The sequence below is a fragment of the Bartonella sp. AD24XZML genome, from assembly GCF_042196485.1.
In the GTDB taxonomy this organism is placed as follows: Bacteria; Pseudomonadota; Alphaproteobacteria; order Rhizobiales; family Rhizobiaceae; genus Bartonella.
On sequence record NZ_JBHIQH010000052.1, the window covers coordinates 126,043 to 148,324 of the forward strand.

General features: G+C 39.5%; 22 protein-coding genes and 2 pseudogenes. 8 read left to right on the forward strand and 16 right to left on the reverse strand.

The window, feature by feature from the left end; genetic code table 11:
• The first annotated feature begins 3 nt into the window (after nt 1–3).
• The 5 genes from glmM to ACFIMX_RS05130 all read left to right on the forward strand — a co-directional run bounded on the left by glmM (nt 4) and on the right by ACFIMX_RS05130 (nt 4,728).
• Nucleotides 4–1,368, forward strand: a complete 1,365-nt coding sequence (gene glmM / locus ACFIMX_RS05110) for a phosphoglucosamine mutase (protein WP_375694119.1) — start codon at nt 4–6, stop codon at nt 1,366–1,368.
• A 927-nt stretch (nt 1,369–2,295) separates the two neighbouring features.
• Complete coding sequence (locus tag ACFIMX_RS05115) at nt 2,296–2,559, forward strand: HigA family addiction module antitoxin (RefSeq protein WP_375617882.1); 264 nt, start codon at nt 2,296–2,298, stop codon at nt 2,557–2,559.
• A 170-nt stretch (nt 2,560–2,729) separates the two neighbouring features.
• Nucleotides 2,730–2,918, forward strand: a complete 189-nt coding sequence (locus tag ACFIMX_RS05120) for an antitoxin VbhA family protein (RefSeq protein WP_375617883.1) — start codon at nt 2,730–2,732, stop codon at nt 2,916–2,918.
• A complete protein-coding gene (gene vbhT, locus ACFIMX_RS05125; RefSeq protein WP_375694120.1) occupies nt 2,905–4,431 on the forward strand; it encodes a type II toxin-antitoxin system protein adenylyltransferase VbhT in 1,527 nt (508 codons plus the stop codon). The genes ACFIMX_RS05120 and vbhT overlap by 14 nt, the downstream gene beginning before the upstream one ends.
• 78 nt (nt 4,432–4,509) lie before the next feature.
• Nucleotides 4,510–4,728: a type II toxin-antitoxin system RelB/DinJ family antitoxin gene (locus ACFIMX_RS05130; RefSeq protein ID WP_012755118.1), complete on the forward strand. Its 219-nt coding sequence runs from the start codon at nt 4,510–4,512 to the stop codon at nt 4,726–4,728.
• 54 nt (nt 4,729–4,782) lie between these two features.
• Here the strand turns inward: ACFIMX_RS05130 and virB11 are convergent, their stop codons facing one another.
• The 12 genes and pseudogenes from virB11 to ACFIMX_RS05190 form a co-directional block, all read right to left on the reverse strand.
• The gene (virB11, locus tag ACFIMX_RS05135) at nt 4,783–5,835 is read right to left on the reverse strand and encodes a P-type DNA transfer ATPase VirB11 (protein WP_375679731.1); all 1,053 of its coding nucleotides are present in this window, start codon (nt 5,833–5,835) and stop codon (nt 4,783–4,785) included.
• A gap of 21 nt (nt 5,836–5,856) precedes the next feature.
• On the reverse strand, nt 5,857–7,044 hold the full coding sequence (virB10, locus tag ACFIMX_RS05140; protein ID WP_375678428.1) for a type IV secretion system protein VirB10: 1,188 nt from the start codon (nt 7,042–7,044) through the stop codon (nt 5,857–5,859).
• 27 nt (nt 7,045–7,071) lie between these two features.
• Complete coding sequence (gene virB9 / locus ACFIMX_RS05145) at nt 7,072–7,959, reverse strand: P-type conjugative transfer protein VirB9 (RefSeq protein WP_375694121.1); 888 nt, start codon at nt 7,957–7,959, stop codon at nt 7,072–7,074.
• A pseudogene (locus ACFIMX_RS05150) lies at nt 7,925–8,596 on the reverse strand (virB8 family protein). The gene virB9 and the pseudogene ACFIMX_RS05150 overlap by 35 nt, the downstream one beginning before the upstream one ends.
• Entirely contained in the window at nt 8,593–8,880 is a 288-nt protein-coding gene (locus ACFIMX_RS05155) for a type IV secretion protein VblB7 (RefSeq protein ID WP_375694122.1), read from the reverse strand. Before ACFIMX_RS05155 ends, ACFIMX_RS05150 begins: the two are co-directional and overlap by 4 nt.
• A gap of 6 nt (nt 8,881–8,886) precedes the next feature.
• Nucleotides 8,887–9,810: a type IV secretion system protein gene (locus tag ACFIMX_RS05160; RefSeq protein WP_375694123.1), complete on the reverse strand. Its 924-nt coding sequence runs from the start codon at nt 9,808–9,810 to the stop codon at nt 8,887–8,889.
• Nucleotides 9,811–9,846: 36 nt separating this feature from the next.
• On the reverse strand, nt 9,847–10,224 hold the full coding sequence (locus tag ACFIMX_RS05165) for an EexN family lipoprotein (RefSeq protein ID WP_375694124.1): 378 nt from the start codon (nt 10,222–10,224) through the stop codon (nt 9,847–9,849).
• A 260-nt stretch (nt 10,225–10,484) separates the two neighbouring features.
• The gene (locus ACFIMX_RS05170) at nt 10,485–10,844 is read right to left on the reverse strand and encodes an EexN family lipoprotein (protein ID WP_375694125.1); all 360 of its coding nucleotides are present in this window, start codon (nt 10,842–10,844) and stop codon (nt 10,485–10,487) included.
• Nucleotides 10,845–10,865: 21 nt separating this feature from the next.
• A complete protein-coding gene (locus ACFIMX_RS05175) occupies nt 10,866–11,603 on the reverse strand; it encodes a type IV secretion system protein (protein WP_375694126.1) in 738 nt (245 codons plus the stop codon).
• Nucleotides 11,603–13,962 (reverse strand): annotated as a pseudogene (locus ACFIMX_RS05180) (VirB4 family type IV secretion/conjugal transfer ATPase). Before ACFIMX_RS05180 ends, ACFIMX_RS05175 begins: the two are co-directional and overlap by 1 nt.
• The gene (locus tag ACFIMX_RS05185) at nt 13,962–14,285 is read right to left on the reverse strand and encodes a type IV secretion system protein VirB3 (protein WP_375617900.1); all 324 of its coding nucleotides are present in this window, start codon (nt 14,283–14,285) and stop codon (nt 13,962–13,964) included. The pseudogene ACFIMX_RS05180 and the gene ACFIMX_RS05185 overlap by 1 nt, the downstream one beginning before the upstream one ends.
• An 18-nt stretch (nt 14,286–14,303) precedes the next feature.
• Nucleotides 14,304–14,654: a TrbC/VirB2 family protein gene (locus ACFIMX_RS05190; protein WP_375694127.1), complete on the reverse strand. Its 351-nt coding sequence runs from the start codon at nt 14,652–14,654 to the stop codon at nt 14,304–14,306.
• Nucleotides 14,655–14,851: 197 nt separating this feature from the next.
• Between ACFIMX_RS05190 and ACFIMX_RS05195 the strand changes: the two genes are divergently transcribed.
• Nucleotides 14,852–15,556, forward strand: a complete 705-nt coding sequence (locus ACFIMX_RS05195; RefSeq protein WP_375694152.1) for a nuclease — start codon at nt 14,852–14,854, stop codon at nt 15,554–15,556.
• A 583-nt stretch (nt 15,557–16,139) separates the two neighbouring features.
• Here ACFIMX_RS05195 and ACFIMX_RS05200 read toward each other — a convergent pair.
• A complete protein-coding gene (locus tag ACFIMX_RS05200; RefSeq protein WP_375667389.1) occupies nt 16,140–16,583 on the reverse strand; it encodes a hypothetical protein in 444 nt (147 codons plus the stop codon).
• 3 nt (nt 16,584–16,586) lie between these two features.
• Nucleotides 16,587–16,925 carry a YqjD family protein gene (locus ACFIMX_RS05205; protein ID WP_375633396.1) on the reverse strand — a complete coding sequence of 113 codons (339 nt, stop codon included), beginning with the start codon at nt 16,923–16,925 and terminating at the stop codon, nt 16,587–16,589.
• A gap of 992 nt (nt 16,926–17,917) precedes the next feature.
• On the opposite strand from ACFIMX_RS05205, the gene ACFIMX_RS05210 reads away from it, so the two are divergent.
• Entirely contained in the window at nt 17,918–18,802 is an 885-nt protein-coding gene (locus ACFIMX_RS05210; protein ID WP_375617904.1) for a MotA/TolQ/ExbB proton channel family protein, read from the forward strand.
• Complete coding sequence (locus ACFIMX_RS05215) at nt 18,799–19,377, forward strand: biopolymer transporter ExbD (protein WP_375694128.1); 579 nt, start codon at nt 18,799–18,801, stop codon at nt 19,375–19,377. Before ACFIMX_RS05210 ends, ACFIMX_RS05215 begins: the two co-directional genes overlap by 4 nt.
• 833 nt (nt 19,378–20,210) lie before the next feature.
• On the opposite strand, the gene dut is transcribed toward ACFIMX_RS05215, so the two are convergent.
• A complete protein-coding gene (gene dut, locus ACFIMX_RS05220; RefSeq protein WP_375694129.1) occupies nt 20,211–20,741 on the reverse strand; it encodes a dUTP diphosphatase in 531 nt (176 codons plus the stop codon).
• A 259-nt stretch (nt 20,742–21,000) separates the two neighbouring features.
• On the reverse strand, nt 21,001–21,810 hold the full coding sequence (locus ACFIMX_RS05225) for a VIT1/CCC1 transporter family protein (RefSeq protein WP_375694130.1): 810 nt from the start codon (nt 21,808–21,810) through the stop codon (nt 21,001–21,003).
• Nucleotides 21,811–22,282 lie beyond the last annotated feature (472 nt).

Here is a 22,282-nt window from a genome sequence, read left to right on the forward strand (position 1 = left end):
GGCATGGTGCAAAAATATTTTGGTACAGATGGAATTCGGGGGAAAGCCAATTCATTTCCTATGACACCCGATTTTGCCATGAAGGTGGGGATGGCTGTAGGGGTTTTATTTCGCTCACAACATCAATCTCATCGTGTGGTGATTGGCAAGGATACACGATTATCTGGCTATATGTTGGAAAACGCTTTGGTTTCAGGATTGACTGCTGCGGGGATGGAAGCTTTTTTATTGGGTCCAGTGCCAACACCTGCTGTTGCAATGCTTTGCCGCTCTTTGCGCGCGGATCTTGGGGTGATGATTTCTGCTTCTCATAATCCGTTCTATGATAATGGAATTAAACTGTTTGGTCCTGATGGTTTTAAGCTTTCAGATGATATGGAAGCGAAAATTGAACAATTGATCGATACAGATCTTTCAAAGTCTTTAGCAAGTTCTGCCGAAATTGGTTATGCAAAACGGGTTGAGGGAGATATTTATCGTTATATTGAATATGCCAAACGAACTTTGCCGCGTGATGTTCGCTTAGATACTGTGCGTATTGTTGTGGATTGTGCCAATGGGGCTGCTTATAAAGCAGCTCCCCGTGCTTTATGGGAATTGGGGGCTGAGGTTTTTGCTATTCATGATGAGCCCAATGGGACCAATATTAATCAAAAATGTGGATCAACCGATTTAAGCTCTTTAAAACGAAAAGTGCATGAAGTGCGTGCTGATGTGGGGATTGCTCTTGATGGAGATGGAGATCGTGTTCTCATTGTTGATGAAAAAGCACAAACGGTTGATGGAGATCAGTTGATTGCTGTAATTGCTGAAAATTGGCATAAAATGGGACGATTACGGTGCAATGGTGTTGTCACAACGATTATGTCAAATCTTGGACTAGAGCGTTTCTTGAATAGCAAAGGATTGCACCTTGTAAGGACAAAAGTTGGAGATCGTTATGTTGTCGATGCCATGCGCCAAAAGGGATATAATGTTGGTGGTGAGGCTTCTGGCCATATCGTGCTCAGTGATTTTGGTACAACGGGTGATGGTTTGGTGGCTGCATTGCAGATTTTAGCCTGTATGAAGGAAAGTCAAAGCCCTATGAGCCAATTGTGTAAACGGTTTGAACCTGTACCGCAAATTTTAAAAAATGTAACGATTAAAAATAAAAATGTCCTGAAAAAAAATCCCGTCAAAACGGCCATTGATCAAGCAGAGAAACGGTTGGGAAAAGAGGCACGGCTGGTGATCCGCGCTTCTGGAACGGAACCGGTTATCCGCCTTATGGCTGAAGGCGATGCACGAGAAGTATTGGACACTGTCGTGACAGAGTTGATGGATGTTATTATTCATCATGATGTACGCATGGGGGACTGCACTTGAGGAATCTTGAATTTTTTGAGAAAATTATCAGATCATCTTTGAATAAAGGTCTGATTTTAATACGGGATTTTGGCAATTACAAAAGGTATGATTATTAACTCTGTTAGTGATGTAATAACGGTAATGGATACTCTATCTACGAACAACTTAAATAAAAAAGGGAAAAGTCCAATTCTAATAACTACAATGCGTATAGAGTTCTCTATAGTTCGTAAGATATGAAAAATATGCCTTTTTTTGATTTTCCTTTTTCTTTTACTTATTCGTAAACCGGTTATTAGTTTAACAGAGTTTGTAGGGGGGAGAGTTTATTAGTATTATTCATTCTTTTTACTGGACATACAGCGGGTGCAGCGCCCCATGAATATCAAACAGCAATGGTCATTGTGGTTATATCATCTTGATATTTCAAGTGCCGCTGCCAATTGGAGATATGATACGCTCCTATTACGTTTAGCTCCTCCTAATTATGAACTTATACTTTTCCAATAATTAGTAGAATAATGAGAAAGAGATGAAAATGAGCAATTTTTTCACGACAGTTCTAATGTTTATAAAGTAAAAAAAGCCGTGTGATGTAAAAATAATGAACATTTTTTGTATCTTGGAGGGGTACACTCTATATTCATTTATCATTTTAAGATTTAAACATAAAAGGATTGAAGCCTTCTATAATACTGGTACGACTGAAGGGATTAGAACCGCCCATACTCAAAAATTAAAGCGTATTCTAAGTGCTCTTGAAGTAGATGTATCGCCAAAAGATTTTGGGTTATTCGTCTTTTTGATTACATCTGCTAAAGGGTGATTTCAAGGGTTATTAGTCAATTACTGTAAATGGAAATTGTCGCGTAATATTTCGCTTTGGTAGCATAGATGTCGAAATGGTTGATTATCTGGATTATCATCAAAAAGGAGATCTAAACAATGATGAAGAATCCTTCACATCCCGGTGAATTATTGCATGAAGATGTGATCAAAGAGCTTGGTTTATCCTTTAATGAAGCAGCAGAGTGGCTTGGTATATCTCGTGTAGCACTTTCTAGAGTTTTAAATGAAAAAGCCGCTATGAGAGCTAATCTTGCTATTAAGCTTGAAATGTTTGGTGTAAGCACAGCACGTGCTTGGCTTGCTGTGCAAACAAATTATGATCTATCAAAAAAATTCCTTAACAACAGTCTTATTGCATAAAAGAGTTTCAAACGGCGGTTAAATTTTTGCAACAGAGACGTATACAAGAGCTAAATCATGCGTATGAGCGTACAAGGTCAAAAGATGTGACGCGGGGGTAAGACAAGGAATAAAATCTTGTTTCTATAGTCTGTTTGGCTATAATAAATGTAAGCAAATGAGGGTTTTATATGTTGAGTGAAGAGGAAATTAAGCTGCGTCGCATTTATGCTGAAAATGCATTGGCAAGCCAACGTTTAGAGGGATTAGAGCCAGATCCGCTGGTTGTTGCTCAAGTAGAGCGTTATATTATAGGTGAACTTGAAATAAGTGATATCATCACAGATTATATGGAGCGTGTAAGACGTGGAGAAGTATAAGGGGAGCGGCGATTCTTATACTGATCCTGAAACTGGTGTGATGTATAATCGGCTTGGTATTAAAGACAAAGCCACACTGCAGCGTGTAGAATCTACTATTACTTATGTAAAATCTTTCGAATTTGTACATACTCCTATTGGTGGTAAGTTTGATCTGGATTACATGAAAGAGATCCATAGAAGGCTGTTTGGCGACATATATGAATGGGCGGGACAAATTCGTTTAGTGGATATTGCCAAAGGTAATAGTATATTTGCTAGTTATAATCAGATTGAAAGTTATGCACCGAAGATTACGCAAAAGCTTGCCAAAGAACAGTATCTGCGTGGTCTTGGCGCTTATGACTTTAGCCAAAGGGCTGGATATTACATGGGCGAGTTGAATGCGTTGCATCCGTTTCGAGAGGGGAATGGGCGTACTCAGCGTGAATTTATGGTGCAACTTGCTCGTGAAGCTGGTTATCATATCAACTGGAAGGGTATTGAGCGACAAGAAATGACACGTGCATCAATTGAAGCACATTTTGGTAATTCAGAATATCTGTCTGTACTCATCTATAAGAACCTTATCAAGTTTACAGAAAATAAAAGGGATGATGTTTCTCAAGGTATTGGCAAAAATATTGCTTTTTGCGTTGATCTTAATAAAGAATGCTTGGAACAACAAAAAAAGAAGATTGAAACTCCTTGGGATAGAGAAAAGACAAGTTTTGCTAAACGTCAAAAAGAAGATCCCAAGGTTGAACAATTACAAAAAGATTTGAATGTTTCTTCAAAAGCAACAGAAAAAGCTCCATACCTTGCTGCTTATATAGATAATTCTAATTTAGAACAGAAAGCGCTAAGCGCTCTTAGGAATGAAAAATCTTATGTTAATATGTTTAAGGAGTTAAACAGTCGTTTAGCATTTATTTATAGAGATCCACAAGAGGCTGCCCTTAAGATTGAACAAACGATTTTAGCAGGTAAAGGCGATAAATTGCCTGATATTTTGGAAAGGGAACCTGATAGAGCGGGTGAACTGCGTGGGTCAGATCGTTTAATCGATAAATTAAAGGCTACAGGAAAAGAACGAAAAGAAGCGCTTTATCATGTTCCTTTTGCACTTTCTTCTATTAAAAAGCTTCAATCCTTTTATAAGAATTCTTATGAGACACATATGGATAGGGTTACACGGGAGCGGGAGCGATTGAAAGTAGAGGTTCCGTCACTTTCACAAGAAGCAGTGACTTTTATGAAAAATGTTGAAGCTGGACGTGATAATTATTCGAAGATACCAGAGAAGATCAATCAAGAGTTTTTAAAGCTACAAAGTGCTTTAGATAAGCGTTTTGGACAGGATGCCATTCATAAACAAGACTTTGACTTGTCAAAAGCAATACCCCAAAATCAGCCGCAAGATAAAAAGCTTGTGAACGAGCTTCAAACAGCAGTTAAATTTTTGCAACAGAGACATACACAAGAGCTAAAAAATGTGATAGCGCAAACAAAGTCAAAAGATGTTATGCGATAAATAAATTTAGAACATTAGAAACTTGTTATTATAACTCATTCGATCCACACATAAGAAGGTAACTAAAGGAGGTTTACTATGAGTGTAGCCGTAGATTCAAAAGATGTTGTTCGAGCAAATATAGATAAGAAGTTGAAAAAAGAAGCTGGTGAAATATTAGCAAGTTTAGGACTTACGGTGTCTGATTTCATACGAATTTCTTTAGCTAAAGTTGTTGATGAAAGAGGATTGCCGTTTGATATGTCTGTTTCTAATGCGGAAACGCTTAAAACTTTTGAAAAGAGTAAAAAAGGATAAGATGTATATTTCGCGAAAGATATGAATGATTTATTTAAGTGATTTCGACAGTTTTTAAAAAGCATCACGGCGTTTGAAAGGGTCGTAATAGATTTCTGTTACACGAAATTTTCCTTCCAAACGTTTGCATTGGATGATGACATCGATCATCGAGATTAACAAGCCGCGGATATCATCGCGCGCTAAATTACCACCACCGTCACTTTCTTTGACAAGAAGGGTCATTTGTTCGAAGGCTGCAAGTGCTGTTGAGGCGTGGACAGTGGTGATAGAACCTGGGTGACCAGAATTGACATTACGGATATAGTAAAAGGCTGTACCATCACGCAGCTCTTGTAGAAGGATTCTGTCGGGGCGCATGCGTAAGCCTGATTCAAGCAGTTCTTTTGCGCCTGCTTTTGCTAAGCCTTGGTTATCTTTTGAATAAAAGAGTTGGACTTTGTTGGCGTGCGGAACGACAAGTTCTGGCGTGTCTTCAATGGTGAGAATTCGTTCATAGTCAGGGATTTTTGCAATTAAAGCTTTGGAGAGGGTTGTTTTACCAGAACCGGTTTTTCCAGATATTAAGATATTTTGTTGTGTAATAACGGCGCGTTCTAAAAATGTACAAAAGTCTTTGGCGATAAAGAGATCTGTTAGCTCTTTGTCTGTATCAGAGAGTTCGGATAACCGTTCTGTCATTTGTTGCGTGGGTGTGAAACTGGTGTTTTGGGCGACAGAAAACAGATTGTTTTCATGTAAACTTTCAAGAGAAAAAGTGCGTGATGAAGGTTTACGAATGGTCATGCTAATGGTATTGGCTGCAACAGCTGGAGGCATAACAATTTGTATGCGTTCGTTGTTTGGCAGTGTTGCGGAAAGAACGGGATTTTCTACACTAATTTTTTGTGTTGTGTAGGCAGCAACAACTTTCGCAATCCCTTCTAGTTCGCTGTAGGTTAGCTCTTTTAAGATGTGGGTTTGCCAACCATTTGGACCCTCAACAATCACTTCGCCTGGGCGATTGACAACAATCTCAAATAAATTCTCATCATTGAGGAAGTCATCTAAGATTTTTAATTTTGTTAAAACGATAGAGGCTCGTTCTATGTTTTTTGCTGTTGGCATAATATACTCTGAACGTGAGAATTAAAAAAAGGAATAGCCTGGCGTAGAACGCGAGAAAGCGTTTCTCTTTTTTCCTGTGATGGTTAATTTATAAACAGAGGAAAAATCGAGATCTTTTGCTACGAAAATGTTGACCAGTTCGCCTTGAAATTTTTCTAAGGTAGGAGGGATATTGATTTGATTTTCAAGGGCAACGGTGGCTGTATCTTTTCCAGTGTTGTTTGCGCCTTCAAAACCGCCGCCTCCAGAGTTGTTTGAACCTTCTTTATTGGAATTGCCTACTATTTTATTTGTTAGGGCGGTTGTGGCACCATCAATAACGGTCAACAAAAGGGAAGAGCCAAAGCGTTCCCACCAATGGGTGTTGATGTTGCCATCAAAACCAGCTCTTCCTAAACTGTCTGTTGCGGGTGAGGCAAGGTCGATGATGACACCGGTTGGGGTTTTTGCTCTTGTCCAGAGAACAAAGAGGCGGGATTGACCTTGTTTTATCCCACCGCGGTATTCTCCAATGACTTGGGTTCCTTTATCAAGTAAAACAACGCGACCATTGTCGGAGAGGATATCACGGTTGATGATGCAGCTTGCAAAGCCTGGTTGCTCACTGTTTAATGCCGTTTCTAAGATACAGGGGATAGAGGTTCCCATGGCGATGATAAAGTTTCTATTGCCGATGAGTTTTGCTTTTGCTTTTGCTTCTTCTGTTGTGGTAGGTTTTAAGAGGGTCGCAAAATTTTGTGTGTCTTGAAGGGCAGGAGAATTTTGCGCATTCGCGAGATTTTCAAGGGCATGGAATTTTTCAAGGGGGTTGAGAGTCGTGTTGACAATGTCTTTTAATTGAGATTTAGAGCCTTTGGCAAAAGCTAAGACAGGGGCACGTCTTGCGGCATCAAGTAGTGGGTCATCTTTTTTGGGTTCTGGTGCGAGTGGTTGTGGGGGTGGTAAGGTTATTGGCGCTATGTTTGCACGCGGGTCAGAGGGGGCGAGCTCTAAAGGGGCGAGGGAATTGTGAAAGCTTTGTGCTTGTTTTTTATGAGCTTTTGCGGTGTCTTTTTGTTCTGTGGGGGTGGATAAGATGTTCCAGAGCACATAGCCGCAGATTCCTATACAGGCTATTGCGACAACTATTTTTTTGCCGGCGGTTTTAGCGCTATTGTTTTTGCCATCCCCAATAGATCCGCGATCTTCGATGATTGGTTTATCACTCATGTGTTGTCCCCTTCAATTCCCGCTTATTTAAAGATCTGATGCAATTTTACGTTCAACAGCTGGTGAGGTGGTTCCAGTTCCTGGATTAACGCCTTTGGGTTGATAGGCTTCATTAAAGATGCATAAAACATTTCTTCCCTGTCTTAGGGTGAAGCGTGCGCTAATGGCATGGACAATCACCATGTTGCCTCTTGTGGTTTTGGGAATCAGCGCTTCTGTACCGTCATTGCTGACAATATAAATGGCAGGGATTTCTTGGTTGTCTGGAAATGTAAATGTTGTTGTTTTGCCATTGTCATAAACGGAGGAGGGTTCGAGCGTGCTCGATCCTTGAGCGGTGTAAGCCCAATTGCGTGGTCCGTAGGTTTCATAAGCGTTGAAGACACTATCAATACGCTGGTCTTGTTTTTTTTCTTGTCGCATAAGGGCTGCAAGTCTTCTTTGTTCTGCTTCCTCTTGTGGGTAGCGAAATTTCACAAGGAAATATGTTTCTTGTCCAGAGGAAATTTCTCCATCTTTAATGATGAGTTCAAATTGATAGGAGCGCTTTGAGCCATCAAGCTTTGTGGTGACGACTTGGAGATTGGTAATGGGTTGGACTTCTCTTGCCTTTAGAAAAAGAATATTACCCGCTGGTGCAACTTCCCATGCAACGCTGTTGCCAATGGCTACATGAGCAATTTCTTCATTGGCAGAAAATTCTATTTGTACGGATGAGCGTATGGAGCCAATAATTTTTGTGACATTATAAGCATCATAATTAATAAAGCGAATGCGGCTATCGCTTGGCGCGCGGGTGGGAAAAACACTGGCATGGCTAGGCGTTAAAGAAAGGGTAATAGCGATGTTAAGAATGAGAAAAAGAAATTTTTTTTCATGATCAGTTGACCACTTCCGGATCGGTTCTATATTCATTAACAATAAACCCTAGAGGATTTATTAAACGGTTTTGGACAGAGATAGGGGCATTGATATATTCAAAGGTGAGCGTTGAAACCCAGTGGGTGATAAATTCTTTGTTGTTCTCGTTATCACGGACGGTTTTGTAATAGCGTACCTGTGCGACATCATCATTGATAAAGGAGATTGATTTTATTGTTATTGTAACGGCGGCATGTTTATAGAGAATTTGAGGGCTTTGGGGGTTTCTTGCTCCATACCAGCTGGCAAATCTTTGCTGTTCTTCAGAAGAAGAAAGAAAAGAGACGGTTTGGAAATTATGCTGTGTTTCTTCTGTGGTGAAACCTTCACGGCAGCGGACGTATTTTGCGGCAAAGTAGCGTGTGATGGCTTCGTCGACGTTTGTGGGACCTTATTTTAAGGCTTCTACGACTTCAACAATGCCGGTTGAATTGTCGACGCGAATGACAAAGGGTTCCACGGTTTTAAGGGGCGTGAGGGTGATGACCGCGAGAGAAGACATTATTGCAACAGCAACGGCGATGCCGGCAATGGTAAGGGAGACGCGGGTGGTGCGGCGTGAGGCGAGCATGCGGTCTTGATCAAACGAGCGCGCTTCGGCAATGTATTGTTCTACTTCTTTTTCTTTCATGCCTTTTTTCCGCAATCTTTGTAGGATTTTATTTCTTCATCCGTTAATTTTTGTGTGAGAAGCATTTCCAATTTGCCCTCTTTCATAGTGGAGGGTGTGTTGTTACTGATGATGATGGGCGTGGGCGTGGGGTTTTTCCCTTCCCAATTCCACATCGATTTGTTGAGCGGTCGCTTAGAATATCCATCACATTTTGGCAGCGACTTCAGCGTGTTTGGTGAAGACATACAGCCACTGAGAAAGAGAAATGGTAAGATAATCCCAATTTTTTTAAATTCCCGCATTTGAACTTAGACCTTTTTTAATAGTGATGCTAATTTTTTAATGCCCCTTGTTGCTGCATTAGCAGCTCGTCCACTTAGTTCAGCCGTTGTTTTAGCGACTGGTCCTGATCCTGTAAGAGAAGCCCCCCCAGAGGCTAAAGCTGATGCGATATCAGGGAGTCTGAGGAAAAGAAAAATACCACCAATACCAACAACCAAGAACTGAATTAAAGTAGTGAAGATATTTTTAATATCTCCTGAAAAAACGTTCATTGAAATGTTAACATATAAACCACCAAGCAGCACGACTAACACATATAAAATGATGAAGTTTGCAACTTGCCCTAACCATGCTTCTGTGAATTTTCTGGTTGAGGAAAACATATAGAGGCTTATGAAGAGTGGTCCTATTGATATGACAAGAAACAAACCCAATTTAGCAAATAATGAAACAACAAAACCGACTAGACAAAAAAGGATAGCAGCAACTAGGCAGATAAAACCAGCAATCCATGTCGCGATAAACTTCCCCATTTGAGTCAGACCTGTGTACTGGTTTGCTGCGTCCAAAACCTGTGCTCCAGCTTTGCCTATCATATTGTCCCATACATTTCGATCCACATGTGCTCCTTGTGTGACATTTGAAATGGCATTCGGCAGATCATGGAAAAATATACCACTGACCCACTCATTATAAAGAGCAGCGTTTGTAGCAAGTGAAACAACGATGCCGAGTTTGAAAGTTGTCACTATAAATTCCCATAAGGGCATGGAAGAACGCCCATAGATGATATTGTAGCCCATAAATATAATGTAAATTGTACAAGACAGCTTAAGCGGAGCACCTAAGCTTGATGAAAGATGCTTAATGGCGTTATCCATTGTCCTTGTAAGTGGTTCCATTAACATATTGTCTATTTCAGTAAATATGCCTTTGCTTTCTATTGCCATTTAGATGCTCCACTGTTCATTGTGTATTTTTATAATTTAATCATTATTTTGTTGTTGTTCAGCGCTCTCTTTTGCTTTTTGTTCTTCTTCAGCTTGCCTTTTTTGATATTCAGCTTCTCTTTTTTCAAGATCGGACATTATTTTAGCTCTAGCTTTTTTAAATGCTTCATGAAGGTTCTCTTCCGCTTGACGCTCTCTTTCTGCTGCTTTTGCTTCATATTCTTTTTCAAGTTCTAAGAATGCTAACCGCATGTTTTCACAATTTTTTGAAGTTCCTGCAAATCCACATTTCGCATCCCACTCTAGGCGTAATTTTTCATCTTTTTTAAATTCAGCGACGCTATAGGTTTTTTCACAGCCAGCTGTGATGAGCCCTGTGCAAAGTAGCAATGTTGTTATGAGAACTTTATTCATCAATATTTCCCCTTCTTTCTTTCAGTTTTACAAGGTTTGAGAACAATCTTTAAATTCTGCTTGTGTTATCGGTTGTTTTACAACCAGTGATGATAAATCTAGGGCACAGACATATTGTTGCCATAAATGTAAGCCTAAAATACACAAGGCTTTTTAAGTTGAGCAGCTAAAGCGCAATAAGAGATTCAAGAGTGAATCGCTGTCTATACGAGGAGATTTGCTTTTTATTGCCATTGAGATGCTCCGCTCTTCATTATGTCTTAATGGTTATTTTGTTGTTGTTCAGCTTCTCTTTTAGCGCGCTCTTTTGCTCTTCGTTCTTCCTCAGCACGTCGCTTTGCTCTTTGTTCAGCCATAAATTCTTCATCTCTTTTGCGATTGTTCTCTTCCGCTTGACGCTCTCTTTCTGCTGCTTTTGCTTCATATTCTTTTTCAAGTTCTAAAAATGCTAACCGCATGTTTTCACAATTTTTTGAAGTCCCTGCAAATCCACATTTAGCATCCCATTCTAGGCGTAATTTTTCATCTTTTTTAAATTCTTCTACGCTGTAGTTTTTTTCACATCCAGCCGTGATGAGCCCTGTGCAAAGTAGCAATGTTGTTATGAGAACTTTATTCATGTTCAAGTCCTTCTTTTTCGTTTATTGACCACGCAGTTGTTTGGCATAATCTGCATATCGCGCTGCAAATTCTTCGTAAGCTCGTTGTTCGGCAGCTTTGTATTCCGCTTGTTGAATCATTGCGGCGGCTTGCATTTGGAGAACTTGTGTTTGGAGTTTTTCTTGTATCGCTGATAATTGTGCTTGAATGCCTTGAATTTTACCCGCATCTTCAGTACTTCCGAGTTCGTCAAGGAGCTTGGTAATGTTTTTTTGTGTTTCACTGGCTTCTTCGTAGACGTCTTGGCCTTTTGCCGCTTCTCCTACTATGCGCTGTTCGGCTTTTTTCACTTCCTGTGCGTAAAAAGCATCTACTGCCTCTTTTGATCCAGCGCCCCCTGAGGGCTCTTTGTATAAGAGTTCTTCTTGCCATTTTTGCGTGTTTTTGCTGCCACCACCGCCGCCACTGCCCATCGATTGTTGAAAGTGGTTAAAGTCAGAAGGGAGGGCGCCACTGCTCCCTTGCTTGTTAAACATGTCTTTCAATTCAGAGATGTCAGGCTTGACATTTAAGGATTTAGAGAGATCTTGCAATTGTTTAAGCTGACCTTTCAATTGATCAAGCTGTTGTTTGCCTTGTTCGAACTGCTTTAATGCTTGTTTATATTGATCAGCCAATTTTGCAGCAGCTGTGGGATCAAATACCACGATGGCAAAGGCATTTGTTTGAAAGCCAAATGAAGCTGCATAGACGGCTGTTGCCAATAAAAGTTTTTTCATTATTTTGACCTTTCTTGGAAAATAGGAAGCCATTTTTCTGGAGATTTGCCAACTTCATCTATAATGGTCTCTAAAAGTTCAATGTTCTTGGTGGTGCCACTTAAAATGGCTATTTCATCATCAAAGCCCCGTAAGTTCAGTTCTGCGACAACTGAACTTTGTCCTTGCTTGATGAGAAAACGCCGTGAATCATGGCTTAATTCTGCTTGTATCAGGTTAAATTCTCTGTCCGATAATTTAAAACCTTCTACATAATCCCCATGGTTCCCCTTTTGATTGGGAAAATAAATCTGTGTTGGACATTGCTCTATAATGGTGTGCGCAATGGTTGAATTAATCGCATCTTTGGGAGATTGTGTTGCAAACAACATCAAACCATTTTGTTTACGAATAGTTTTCAGCCTGTCTTGCGCAAAGGCTTTAAAGGAATCATCCTCTAGCGCTTTCCAAAACTCATCAATGACAATGATAATACGACGCCCATCAATCAAAGACAAAATTCTATGAAAAAGATACATCATCAAGGGTGGACGAATTTCATTATTGTCTAAAAAATCCGTCATGTCATAACCAATAAATTTTGCATCAATGCCAATGTCATCATCAGGATTGTCAAAAACCCACCCTAAGGCATTGCCTTTACACCATCTCTCTAAACGACCCGCTATCCCCTCTCTATGCGTGGTGTCAAAAAACATTTGTAAGGCCGATATTGTCCGTTGTTCTTTGGGTAATAAGGCAAGTTGGTCAACAGCAGCAGAAATATCTTGTCTTTCCGCTTCACTGATCTTTTGATCTTCAGAAGAAACAAGCTTGATAATCCATTGCCGTAAAAAAAAACTCTATCTGCTGGATTGTTATAATCTAAACCCTTAAGCGGCGCTATGCCCGTTGGTTTACCATTCTTCAAAGGCATATAAGTGCCACCACCAGCCCTCGCAAAAAGTTCTTCTCCGCGATCTTTATCAAAAAAGACCATATTGGGATCATGCTTTTGAAGTTGTGCTAAAAGAAAATTAACAATAACCGTTTTCCCAGAACCAGAGGGACCACAAACAAACGTATTGCCTAAATCTCCAAAGTGAAAGTTAAAATAAAATGGTGAACCAGCAGAGGTCTTCATTAGTGCGACCTCTGGTCCCCATACATTGCCATCTATTTTCCCAACCGGAAAGGAATGAAATGGAGAAAGCGCTGCATAATTGCGGCTTGTTATCGCACCAGAACGCGTGCGATAAGCATAATTGCCAGGCAATTGTGCCCACCAAGCCGCCGCTAACCCTAAATCTTCCCGCGCAATGACAGCCCCACCATCTGTAAGACGAGAACGCGCTTTGGCAAGATTATCCGCTAACTCTTGCGGCGTATCAGCAAAAACTGCCAATGGTAAATGATGTTCCCCTAAAACAAAACGATTGGATTCAAGATCATCAAGCGCATCATCCAGTTCCATAATTTGTGAACCTGCTCGATCTCCCGCATTGACCATTTGATTCTGTTTGCGCCCCATAATCTGTTTGGCAGCATTTTTGCTCTTGAAAATAAAAGATTGGGTGAAAATAAACTCAAAGGGAAGGGTGAGCAAACCATCCGCCATGCCTACCCTGGTTTTTGCTGGATATTCTTTCCAACCAAACATGCCCGCAAATCTCTGTCCTGACTCAGTGCGTATTTCTATGATCTCTTTCCCGAAAATGAGACGGTCTGAGTAAACAGTCGAAGCTATCGTCCCCCATGTGAGAGGGATACGTTCACGACGACCTCCCACCAATTGGTGGATAAACTCACTTTGCTGCGAATAAATATTACCTTCATGTTCATAAAGGCTCAGTCTTTTTGCACCATAACGCTCTAAATTTTGAATAAGATCTGTTGTAATATCTTCAAGCTTGCGAATGGACTCTGTATCAACTTCTGTCTTTTCTTGCTTGGCTTTGCCTAAACGTTTGAAAAATTCCACTAATTTATCCGTTTTATCAACGTGTGGATTCCACAAAATTGAAAGATAAAGATCATTGCGATAAAGCTCCTGTGAAACCATCCGCTCGCGATATTTACCATCTAATTGCTTGGCAAATGCCGATCTGAAAGTCCCATCCGGATAAATCGTTTTACGCTTTCTGATAATATGGCTATAAAGCGCTATCCGTTCATCCGCAATGTTTTTAAACAGATTGTTGAGCTGTTCGTGAAGCACATTGAGATCAATAATATCCGCTGTCTCAAAGTTAATCCCTTCAAGTTTAATAACGATCATGAGAGCGCGTGAATCCAGCGCAATGATATGCTTGTTAACATGGCGCACGTAAGGGATAATCGCCTCTGGCTGCTTTTCACGCTTGCGCTCTGTTCTATTCATTATAATTCCTCATAATTACGAATTAATCGTAATGGAGAAATACTTCCCCCACCCCATAGACTAGAGTTTCTGGCAAAAATACTTGTCTTTTGCCATGTCAGAAGAATACGAAATTTGTTATGGTCATGCTTTAGGATTTCCTTGAATATGAAATGCAACATCACACCAAAGGTTAGAAGAAAAATATTGCCCGCCATAATGAACAATATCATCGTTCCTATCCCATTTAATCCCATAGCTTCAACCGTCACACCTGCAATCATGGCGGGACGCGTGCAAGCAAGAAATAACGTATCTTCTGTTAGCTTGTCGTGCTCTTTCATGGCTTTGAAAGGCAAAGTTTAATTGGACAACATTGATACAATTTGCGATGCACCCATAACAATGCTGATGCCAACACAAACAAAAAAAGCTTTACGCATTTCAACATAACCAGCAATCCAGGCAAGCCCGATACCAGCAACCGCAATGGTGGCAATTGATGTTGCAATTTTTCCTGTTAAAGCTGAGATTATTTTATCAAGAGCGCCTTCAATTTTTCCGAAGTCATCTGCAGCAAATGCTGGTTCACTCAGTGCGATGAAGGTAATAAACAACATCAATGCTGCTGTTAACCATTTCTTTTGTGTGTTGGATAGAATAGTTTTTTGTAAGGTATGTTCACAACTGAACGAATTATTCATGTTTTTCATGAAAATTTCCCCGCTTTATGTTTAAGTTGATAGAAAAATTAATAGTTAAAATATTATTCAGGAATCATATAAATGAAAAAAATAAATTTTTCTATCGATAAATTAATAATATTTAATCTTTTATTATTTAATAAACAAAAAATATAGTAATATTCAAAATAATACTTTTAAAACATCTTTGAGCAGCGCCTAAATATATTGTATTAATTTGTATTACTATTTTAGGATACTTTTATTTAATTAAAAATAATGAACAACTTACTCAAAATTCTTTTTTAAAAGGATCAGAAAAGACAATAGAAAACTCCGTTCAAAATCCGAAGTCACAATTGATAGATTATGTAAACCAACAAGACGCAAGCCAACAAAATGTGGTATTGCATTCAGAACCAATCGCATCACAATTTTATGAAGAAAATGTGCCGGTCTATTCCGGTGCTATACAGGTCACAAGTGGTGTGACCTTTAAAATGATCACGCTCGTAGATGATGGATGGAGAAAAAAGATCATCCGTGATATCCGATTATATGGTGTGGAAAGCTGTGAAACACGACAATTTGCCTCACGCAACGGAGTTAAGTGGCCATGCGGTGCTTTTGTTACGGCGTGGCTTGTCTCAAAAACAATGGATAAAAAGGTTACTTGTCGGCAAGCACGTGTCATTCAACAGGTTCATTATGCACAATGTTTTGTTAACGGAGTTGATCTGGCACGTTTGGGGCTGGCAGAAGGGTTGATGGTGTTGACAAAAGATCAGCATCATTTTCCATCCCCCGCAGACTATAAAACTCTACAATCTGCTGCTCAAAAAGCACAAAACGGTTTATGGTCGAGCCAATTTCAACAACCAGAAGATTGGCGAAGAGATCACGGGAGCTATAATCCCATTGACCATTATTGATAAAGCGTCCTCTTAAGCGCTATTTAAAAATCAAGACAATATTCTACTGCAAATCTTATCAGAAAAAAGTTAATTATAATCCACGCAGTCCTTGGTGAATAACGTTCGTTATGGAAAATTGTTGTGTTTAAAGCTCGCTTACGCATATAGGTTGCTTACTACAGCGCTATGGGAGAGCGCGTTTTTCCCCCTAAACAAAATAGTCATTGTAACAAACATGAGTGTTCAGAAAAATATGAATAAATTCAAATCGATGACGTGACCGTTGGTCATGAAAAAAAGGCTTATAAAAATATAGAGAAAAGGTAAAGCTGAAAACACCTTGCCTTCAAAAACAATAAATGGCTTCAAATTAAACCAGAATTTTTAATGTAAGCTTTGCCTCATGTTGCCATGTTCATGAAACATGGGTTGCAATCTGAAAGAGAGTGTAGGGTTCTATGGAACTTTTAACCAAAATGAAGGGGATTTCTTTTCAGGCACTTGAAGAAGCTAAAGAAGCTATGAGGAAAAAAATGTGCTTTCTTTTATAATAAAAGAAAGCACATTGAGGGGGGGATTTAGAGTGACAGTTTTACATATTTTACTCTGAAAAGCGGTCTTTTTTATCTTTTTTCCACAGAAAATAAGTTGCAAGTCCGAGTATGGGAACACTCAATTTGGCAAAAGGGAGATGTTGACTGAGAGCTGCAAGGCTGGAAACGGTCGCATCTGTCATGAGTTTATGGCGTTGTTCTTCTGTCTTTTTTTGTTGGTCATAGCGTTGATAAGTTTTGAGAATGCGACTGATAATAAGACCTAATCCCGCAAGAGAAAGACAAATTAAAAACATGATACTAGCAGCGGCAAGAGGCTGCATAACAGAACATAACGCAATAAAACCGATGGTACATAAAAAAAGCAAAGACATGAAGAATGAAATGCCAATAAACCCATAGAAAATTGCTTGGAGGCGTACTTGCTTGACTGTGCTTTTAAGCCCTCCACCGACAAGATGGTTTAAAAGAGGAGCGATAAACTTATGCATTGCTTAACGACGTAGTAATTGAGAAAGAATAAAACCAATCCCTGCGGCAAACAAAACGCTTTTGCCAGGATTTTTGCGAACGCATTGATTCATGGTTTGTTCAAGATCACTGATTTTGTCTTTTGCTTGAGACATCATGTCTTCACCACTTTCTTTCGCTGAGTGATATAGTTTTTCTGCTTTGTCTTTGGCGGCGTTGAATTTGTTTGCACCAAGATCTGTTAGGGTTGAGGTAATCCCTGAAATTTCAGTGCGTAACTTTTCTAATTGTCCTTGTAGGTCTTTTTGTTGGTCTTTTTCTACGGCTGATTTATCGTGCTGTGTTGTTTTATTATGGGCCATGGTATTTTTCCCTCTTGATTCATTATATTTGTATTGGTGTGTTCATAGTGATCATTTGCATTGGAGTGAAAATTTTCACTGCTTGAGTAACGCCAAAAGCTTTTTTTGGTTCCTTTCATTTTGTCGAATTTAAAACTGTTTTTGATAAAATAAATCTTTCCTATACGATATGCTCTGTCTGTAAAGGGTCGCATTTGTTGAAAATTGTCTTATGCTTTTGCAAGAATTTAGCACCATTCTTCAGTTTCTCATGGCACAGTTTTTATAAAAGTTTTTAAAAAGCGTGTTGAGGTTTATTTTTTAGGCTTGTGACAGGTCAAAAACATGGTTATTGTGAGTTTGCGGCAGAAGTACTGTCATTTTTATGCTTTTGAAGCAAAGAAAATAATATTGCGGCTCTTTGCTCTCTATGTATTTGGGGGCAACACGCGCTCCCCATGATACTTTTGGTTAGTTTAAGATATTGCAATAGTTCTTTTTTTAAAAAAAGGTATATTTTTATTTGGATAGAAGGTACTTTAGTGCACTGGTTGTTAGAGATGTGCGTATCCTTTTCTTCAAGAGTTTTATGATATTTTTGCTGCTTGTTTCATGTAAGAAAATATTTTGTTGGATTTAAAAGAGCCGCTGAAATGAGAAAAGCTTTGCGATATGAGAGATTTATTTAACAGGAACGATGATAAATTATTCTTATAAATGAAAATATTATATGCGATACTTCTTGTAAGTTTATCATTTTGCCTAATTTATGCAATAAATTGATTGGGTAAGATAAACTTGTTGAATTGTTAGAGAAAAATTTCTTGAGTGATTTCTTTAGAATTAAGAGAGAGCTTGTGGAATAAAACTATACTTGATTTATCAAGTTTTCTTTCTTAAGAGGAATACACAAGTGACGTTAAAAGGGTCGTGGCATTTTGGAACAGTGATGCTATGCGGGGTGACGACCCAGCTCATAAATAAAGATAAGAGCACAAGAATGTGAGATAAAAATGGAATCTGAAACAGTACCTTTAGATAATATGTCTGCTGTAGTGACAACGCATGATTTTTCTCCTCTTTCTATGTTTATGGCTGCTGATTGGGTGGTGAAAGCGGTTATCATTATTTTGTTACTTGCTTCACTTGTGTCTTGGACAATTGCTTTTGTGAAAATTGTTGAGATCACTTTGGTAAAACGAAGAGTACGTCATGAACTTCAATTGGTTCTAAATGCTCAGACTCTTACGCGTTTGGCAGCTAGCTTGAAAGAAAGCAAAGGGGCTGGTGTATTTTTTCTCAAAGAAGTCCTTAAAGAGGTGTATCTTTCTGCACAACAGGTTCATTTTTCTGCTCCTGAAGGGATAAACGAAAGCTCTGGTGAAAAAACCAGTACAGGGGAAAGGGCACAAACGATTGAAGATATTCTCTTTTATGAGGAGAGCAATCAATATGAAGATGTTTCCCGCGATGTTCGCGATGCTAGGGTTCGCGATGTTCATGAAGGTTTAAAAGAAAGGGTTCATTCACTTTTGTCACGCTGCTTGCTGGCTGCTACACGCCGTGTTGCATGTGGAAGTGCTGTTCTTGCAACTATTGGCGCAATTGCTCCTTTTGTTGGTCTTTTTGCAACTGTTTGGGGAATTATGAACTCTTTTATTGGGATTGCTCAGTCTCAAACAACGCGACTTGATGTGGTGGCGCCTGGAATTGCTGAAGCTTTATTCGCAACGGCTGTTGGGCTTTTTGTGGCTATTCCCGCCGTTGTTATGTATAATAGCCTTATGCGTGCTTTGAGTGGTTATCGCAGTGATTTAGGCGATATCGCTGCTGCTCTTGAAAGGCTCTTGAGCCGTGAACTTGATAGACAAAGACAACAGAAAAGTCATAAAAAATGAAAGCAAGCCTTAATAATGATTGGGATATAGACGAGAGTGGGTTGCAAAGTGAAATCAATGTGACCCCTTTTATTGATGTTGTATTGGTGTTGCTTATTGTTTTTATGGTTGCAGCGCCTTTGGCAACGTCTGTCATTTCCGTTCAGCTTCCTTCTATAACTCAAGCACCTTCAGTGGTTCAGTCTGATGAACCTCTTTATGTTACGTTGCAAAAAGATCGTTCTCTTTACATTGGTGATCATCTTGTAGAACAAGCAGCTTTGAGAGAAGCTTTGTTGAGGGAAACTACGCAAAATTTAGAGGCAAAAATTTTAATCAAAGCGGATAGCGAAATTGATTATGGTACTGTCATCGATTTATTAAATCAAATACGCATGGCTGGATATAATAAAATCGGTCTTGTAGGATTGCAAAACTCTACCAATCTTGTCTCAAGAGGTGGGATCAATAATAAAACAACAGGGGTAGCGGATGCTGCTGTCGATGGAGCGGGTGGTAACGTTGTGGGGCGTGTGGATGCCGTAACAACGAGCCCTGCGGGAAACGCTAATATTCCAGCCGATGTCTCTGATTAGTGATAAAAAACAGCCTTTGTTGCAGGAAGCAAAGCATATTACTCAAAGTCATGGAGTGAAATTGATGAGGGTTCCGTGGATTTATTAAACCAAATACGTATGGGTTTGATATTATGCAGGGGGTTCATATATTGAATCGGTTTTTTTAGGATTAAGCTCTACTCATCTTGCCGCAAGAGGTGCGATCAAGAAAACAGCAGAGGCGATTGTTGTGTATCTTAATACATCTTAAAGCCTTTTTTGCGGCGGTGTTCATAAATGGTATAACGGTAAAGCCCCCGTAGCATAATAAAAAACCTATCAAACATCACCATCTTTATGCTTAACAAAAGAGCAAGCGAGCACCATTATCGTATTTATATTTTTTTCCCAATGTTGTGATAGTGCTATTTATTGTAGGTATTTTTTCAGTTTTTATCTGCATGCTAGCCACGTTTGGAATGTGAGAAACATGCTTTTGATTGATTTAATATAAATAGGCTTGCCATGAAACAATCTTACAGTATTGAGATTTCTCATTTAAGTTGCAAGACAATTCATTATTATTATAAATCAATATGATGTACAGATTGTCGACATTACCAGCGGTGTGTGAGCTCTCAATGTTTAATGCCAATGTTTTTGTTATGGGGGAGGGGTATCTGGTGATAATGAAGTTTTGTATAGCGCACGAGACGTAATTGAGAGATGCTTGTTTAGAGGTGAGTTTAGTGCAAAAACTTTGAAAGCAAATGCGCATTCCCTCTGCAATTTAAAAGCTCAAAGAATTTCCAGTGAAAGAGTGGTTGGAATAAGTATGTGTTATTTTGAGAGTAGCGATTTTTCAGAGCTTCTTAAGTGTGTCCCGTTGAACCAAAACCTCCTGTTCCACGGCTCTCGTTATGGCTTTGGGTATTTTGCTTTGGTTCAATGGTGCAAACATTAACTTGGGATACGGGGGCGATGATTGTTTGGGCAATGCGCATGCCCCGTTGGATGGAAAAGTCTTCTTGGCCTAAATTGATAAGAAGGACTTTGACTTCACCACGGTAGTCACTATCAATTGTTCCTGGAGTGTTGAGGCATGTGATGCCGTGTTTTAAGGCTAAGCCAGAGCGTGGACGTATTTGTGCTTCAAACCCAAGTGATAAATGAAAAATGAGACCTGTTGGAATAAGTGCCCGCTGCCCAGGGGCAAGAACAAGCGTTTCTTCTTCTCCAATTGCTGCCCGTAGATCAAGACCCGCAGAACCCTCTGTCGCGTAGCAAGGAAGTTCTAAACCTTGTCCGTGTGCAAGACGCTGAACAAATAAAGTCTGGGCATGTGAAGATTGAGAAGAGACAGGATGATTGTTTAGAGGGGCGTTGGTTTCAGTGTGCGACATGATTGAGGCATTTCCAAAATATGAGGTCTAGAAGAAAATGATACTTTAACAAAAGATATCTATAAAACCAAGTCGATAAAGGTGTGTGGATATAGGTTGTCCCCAGAGCTTGCTTATCATCTCTTACTGACTTAAAATATTCCACAACACCACCTAACATCATCAATGGCATTTTTCAATAATGGCATCATCAATGATGGCTTATGCCTAGGGGCATGCGCTTATTTGAGATCTAAATTATGGTTACAGATAAGATTTTTTAGATACTACCGATAAGAATACCCGTCGCAAAAACCAGAGCTCCCCCAATGATAACCTGTAAAGAGGCGCGCCAAAAGGGAGTGGACATGTATTTGTTCTGAATCCAGACGATGGCGCCGAGTTCGAAAAAAACAATGATAAAAGCAATAATTGTCGCTACATAAAAAGAGTTGATCAAATAGGGAAGAGTATGGCCTAGTCCTCCTAATGTTGTCATAATGCCGCTGGCAAGACCTCTTTTTAATGGCGAACCACGCCCTGATAATTTTCCGTCATCATGGGCTGCTTCTGTGAAACCCATTGAAAGTCCCGCACCAATTGAAGCTGAGAGCCCTATCAAAAAAGTTTGATGCGTGTCTCCCGTGGCAAAAGCTGCGGCAAAAATGGGGGCAAGGGTGGAGACAGAGCCATCCATTAATCCTGCAAGACCTGGTTGAATCCAAGTCAAAAGTGTTTGTCTTTGCGTTTTCGAAGGTTTTTTTATGGTGTGATTTGCCGCTGTTGTTTTTTGGGAGGGATGGCGGCTCTTGCCTTTCACAAGAGAAGTTCTGTCACATAATGAACCGATAGTGTTTGCACGATTATGGCAAGAAAGGCACAAAAGTTGCTTATAATTTTTAAGCTCTTGAAGCCCCATGGCGGTAAAAACCGCGGCTTCCTTAGAGGAATAAGGTTCTAGAGCTTTTGCATATTTTAAATAGAGCGCCGCATGTTGCTCTTTTATTTTGAGCGCTTTAAGTATCACGTTTTGTGCTGAACGAAAGGACAGAGCTTTACGTTGTACAAATGAAAAAAACGATCTCAACATTTTCTGTTCCTCTGCATTTTAGAATAATTCTAAAACATAAGAAAAATAAACCGAAAGTCAATCTAAAAGTTAAAAACTGACAAATTACAAAAAGGTTGCACTGAGAAAAAAGGTGCTGGGATGCTGAGAAAGTACAAGGAGATTTATCAAATGGAGACGAAAGGGGCGCATGAAAGAAATAATTGCGTGAAAAAATTTAAGAGATAATGTGCTTTATTTTGCTAAAGGGATGTTTGAATGGAGCATTTTAATGTATTGATGCTCGAGAATATAGGAAAGGAATAAGCTAGCACCATCATTCATTTGATGCGTTCAAAAGACTGTAATAGCTCTTGGAATTTGAAATGATTCTTTAAAAAGAGACCTTTTTCAAGGGACAAAAGCCCATTTCGCGAGGGGGCCCCGTGAAGAGTATAGAAGGGTAGAGCCGCAAAATTTCCATGAAATAATATAAACTCCATTGAGTCTTCTT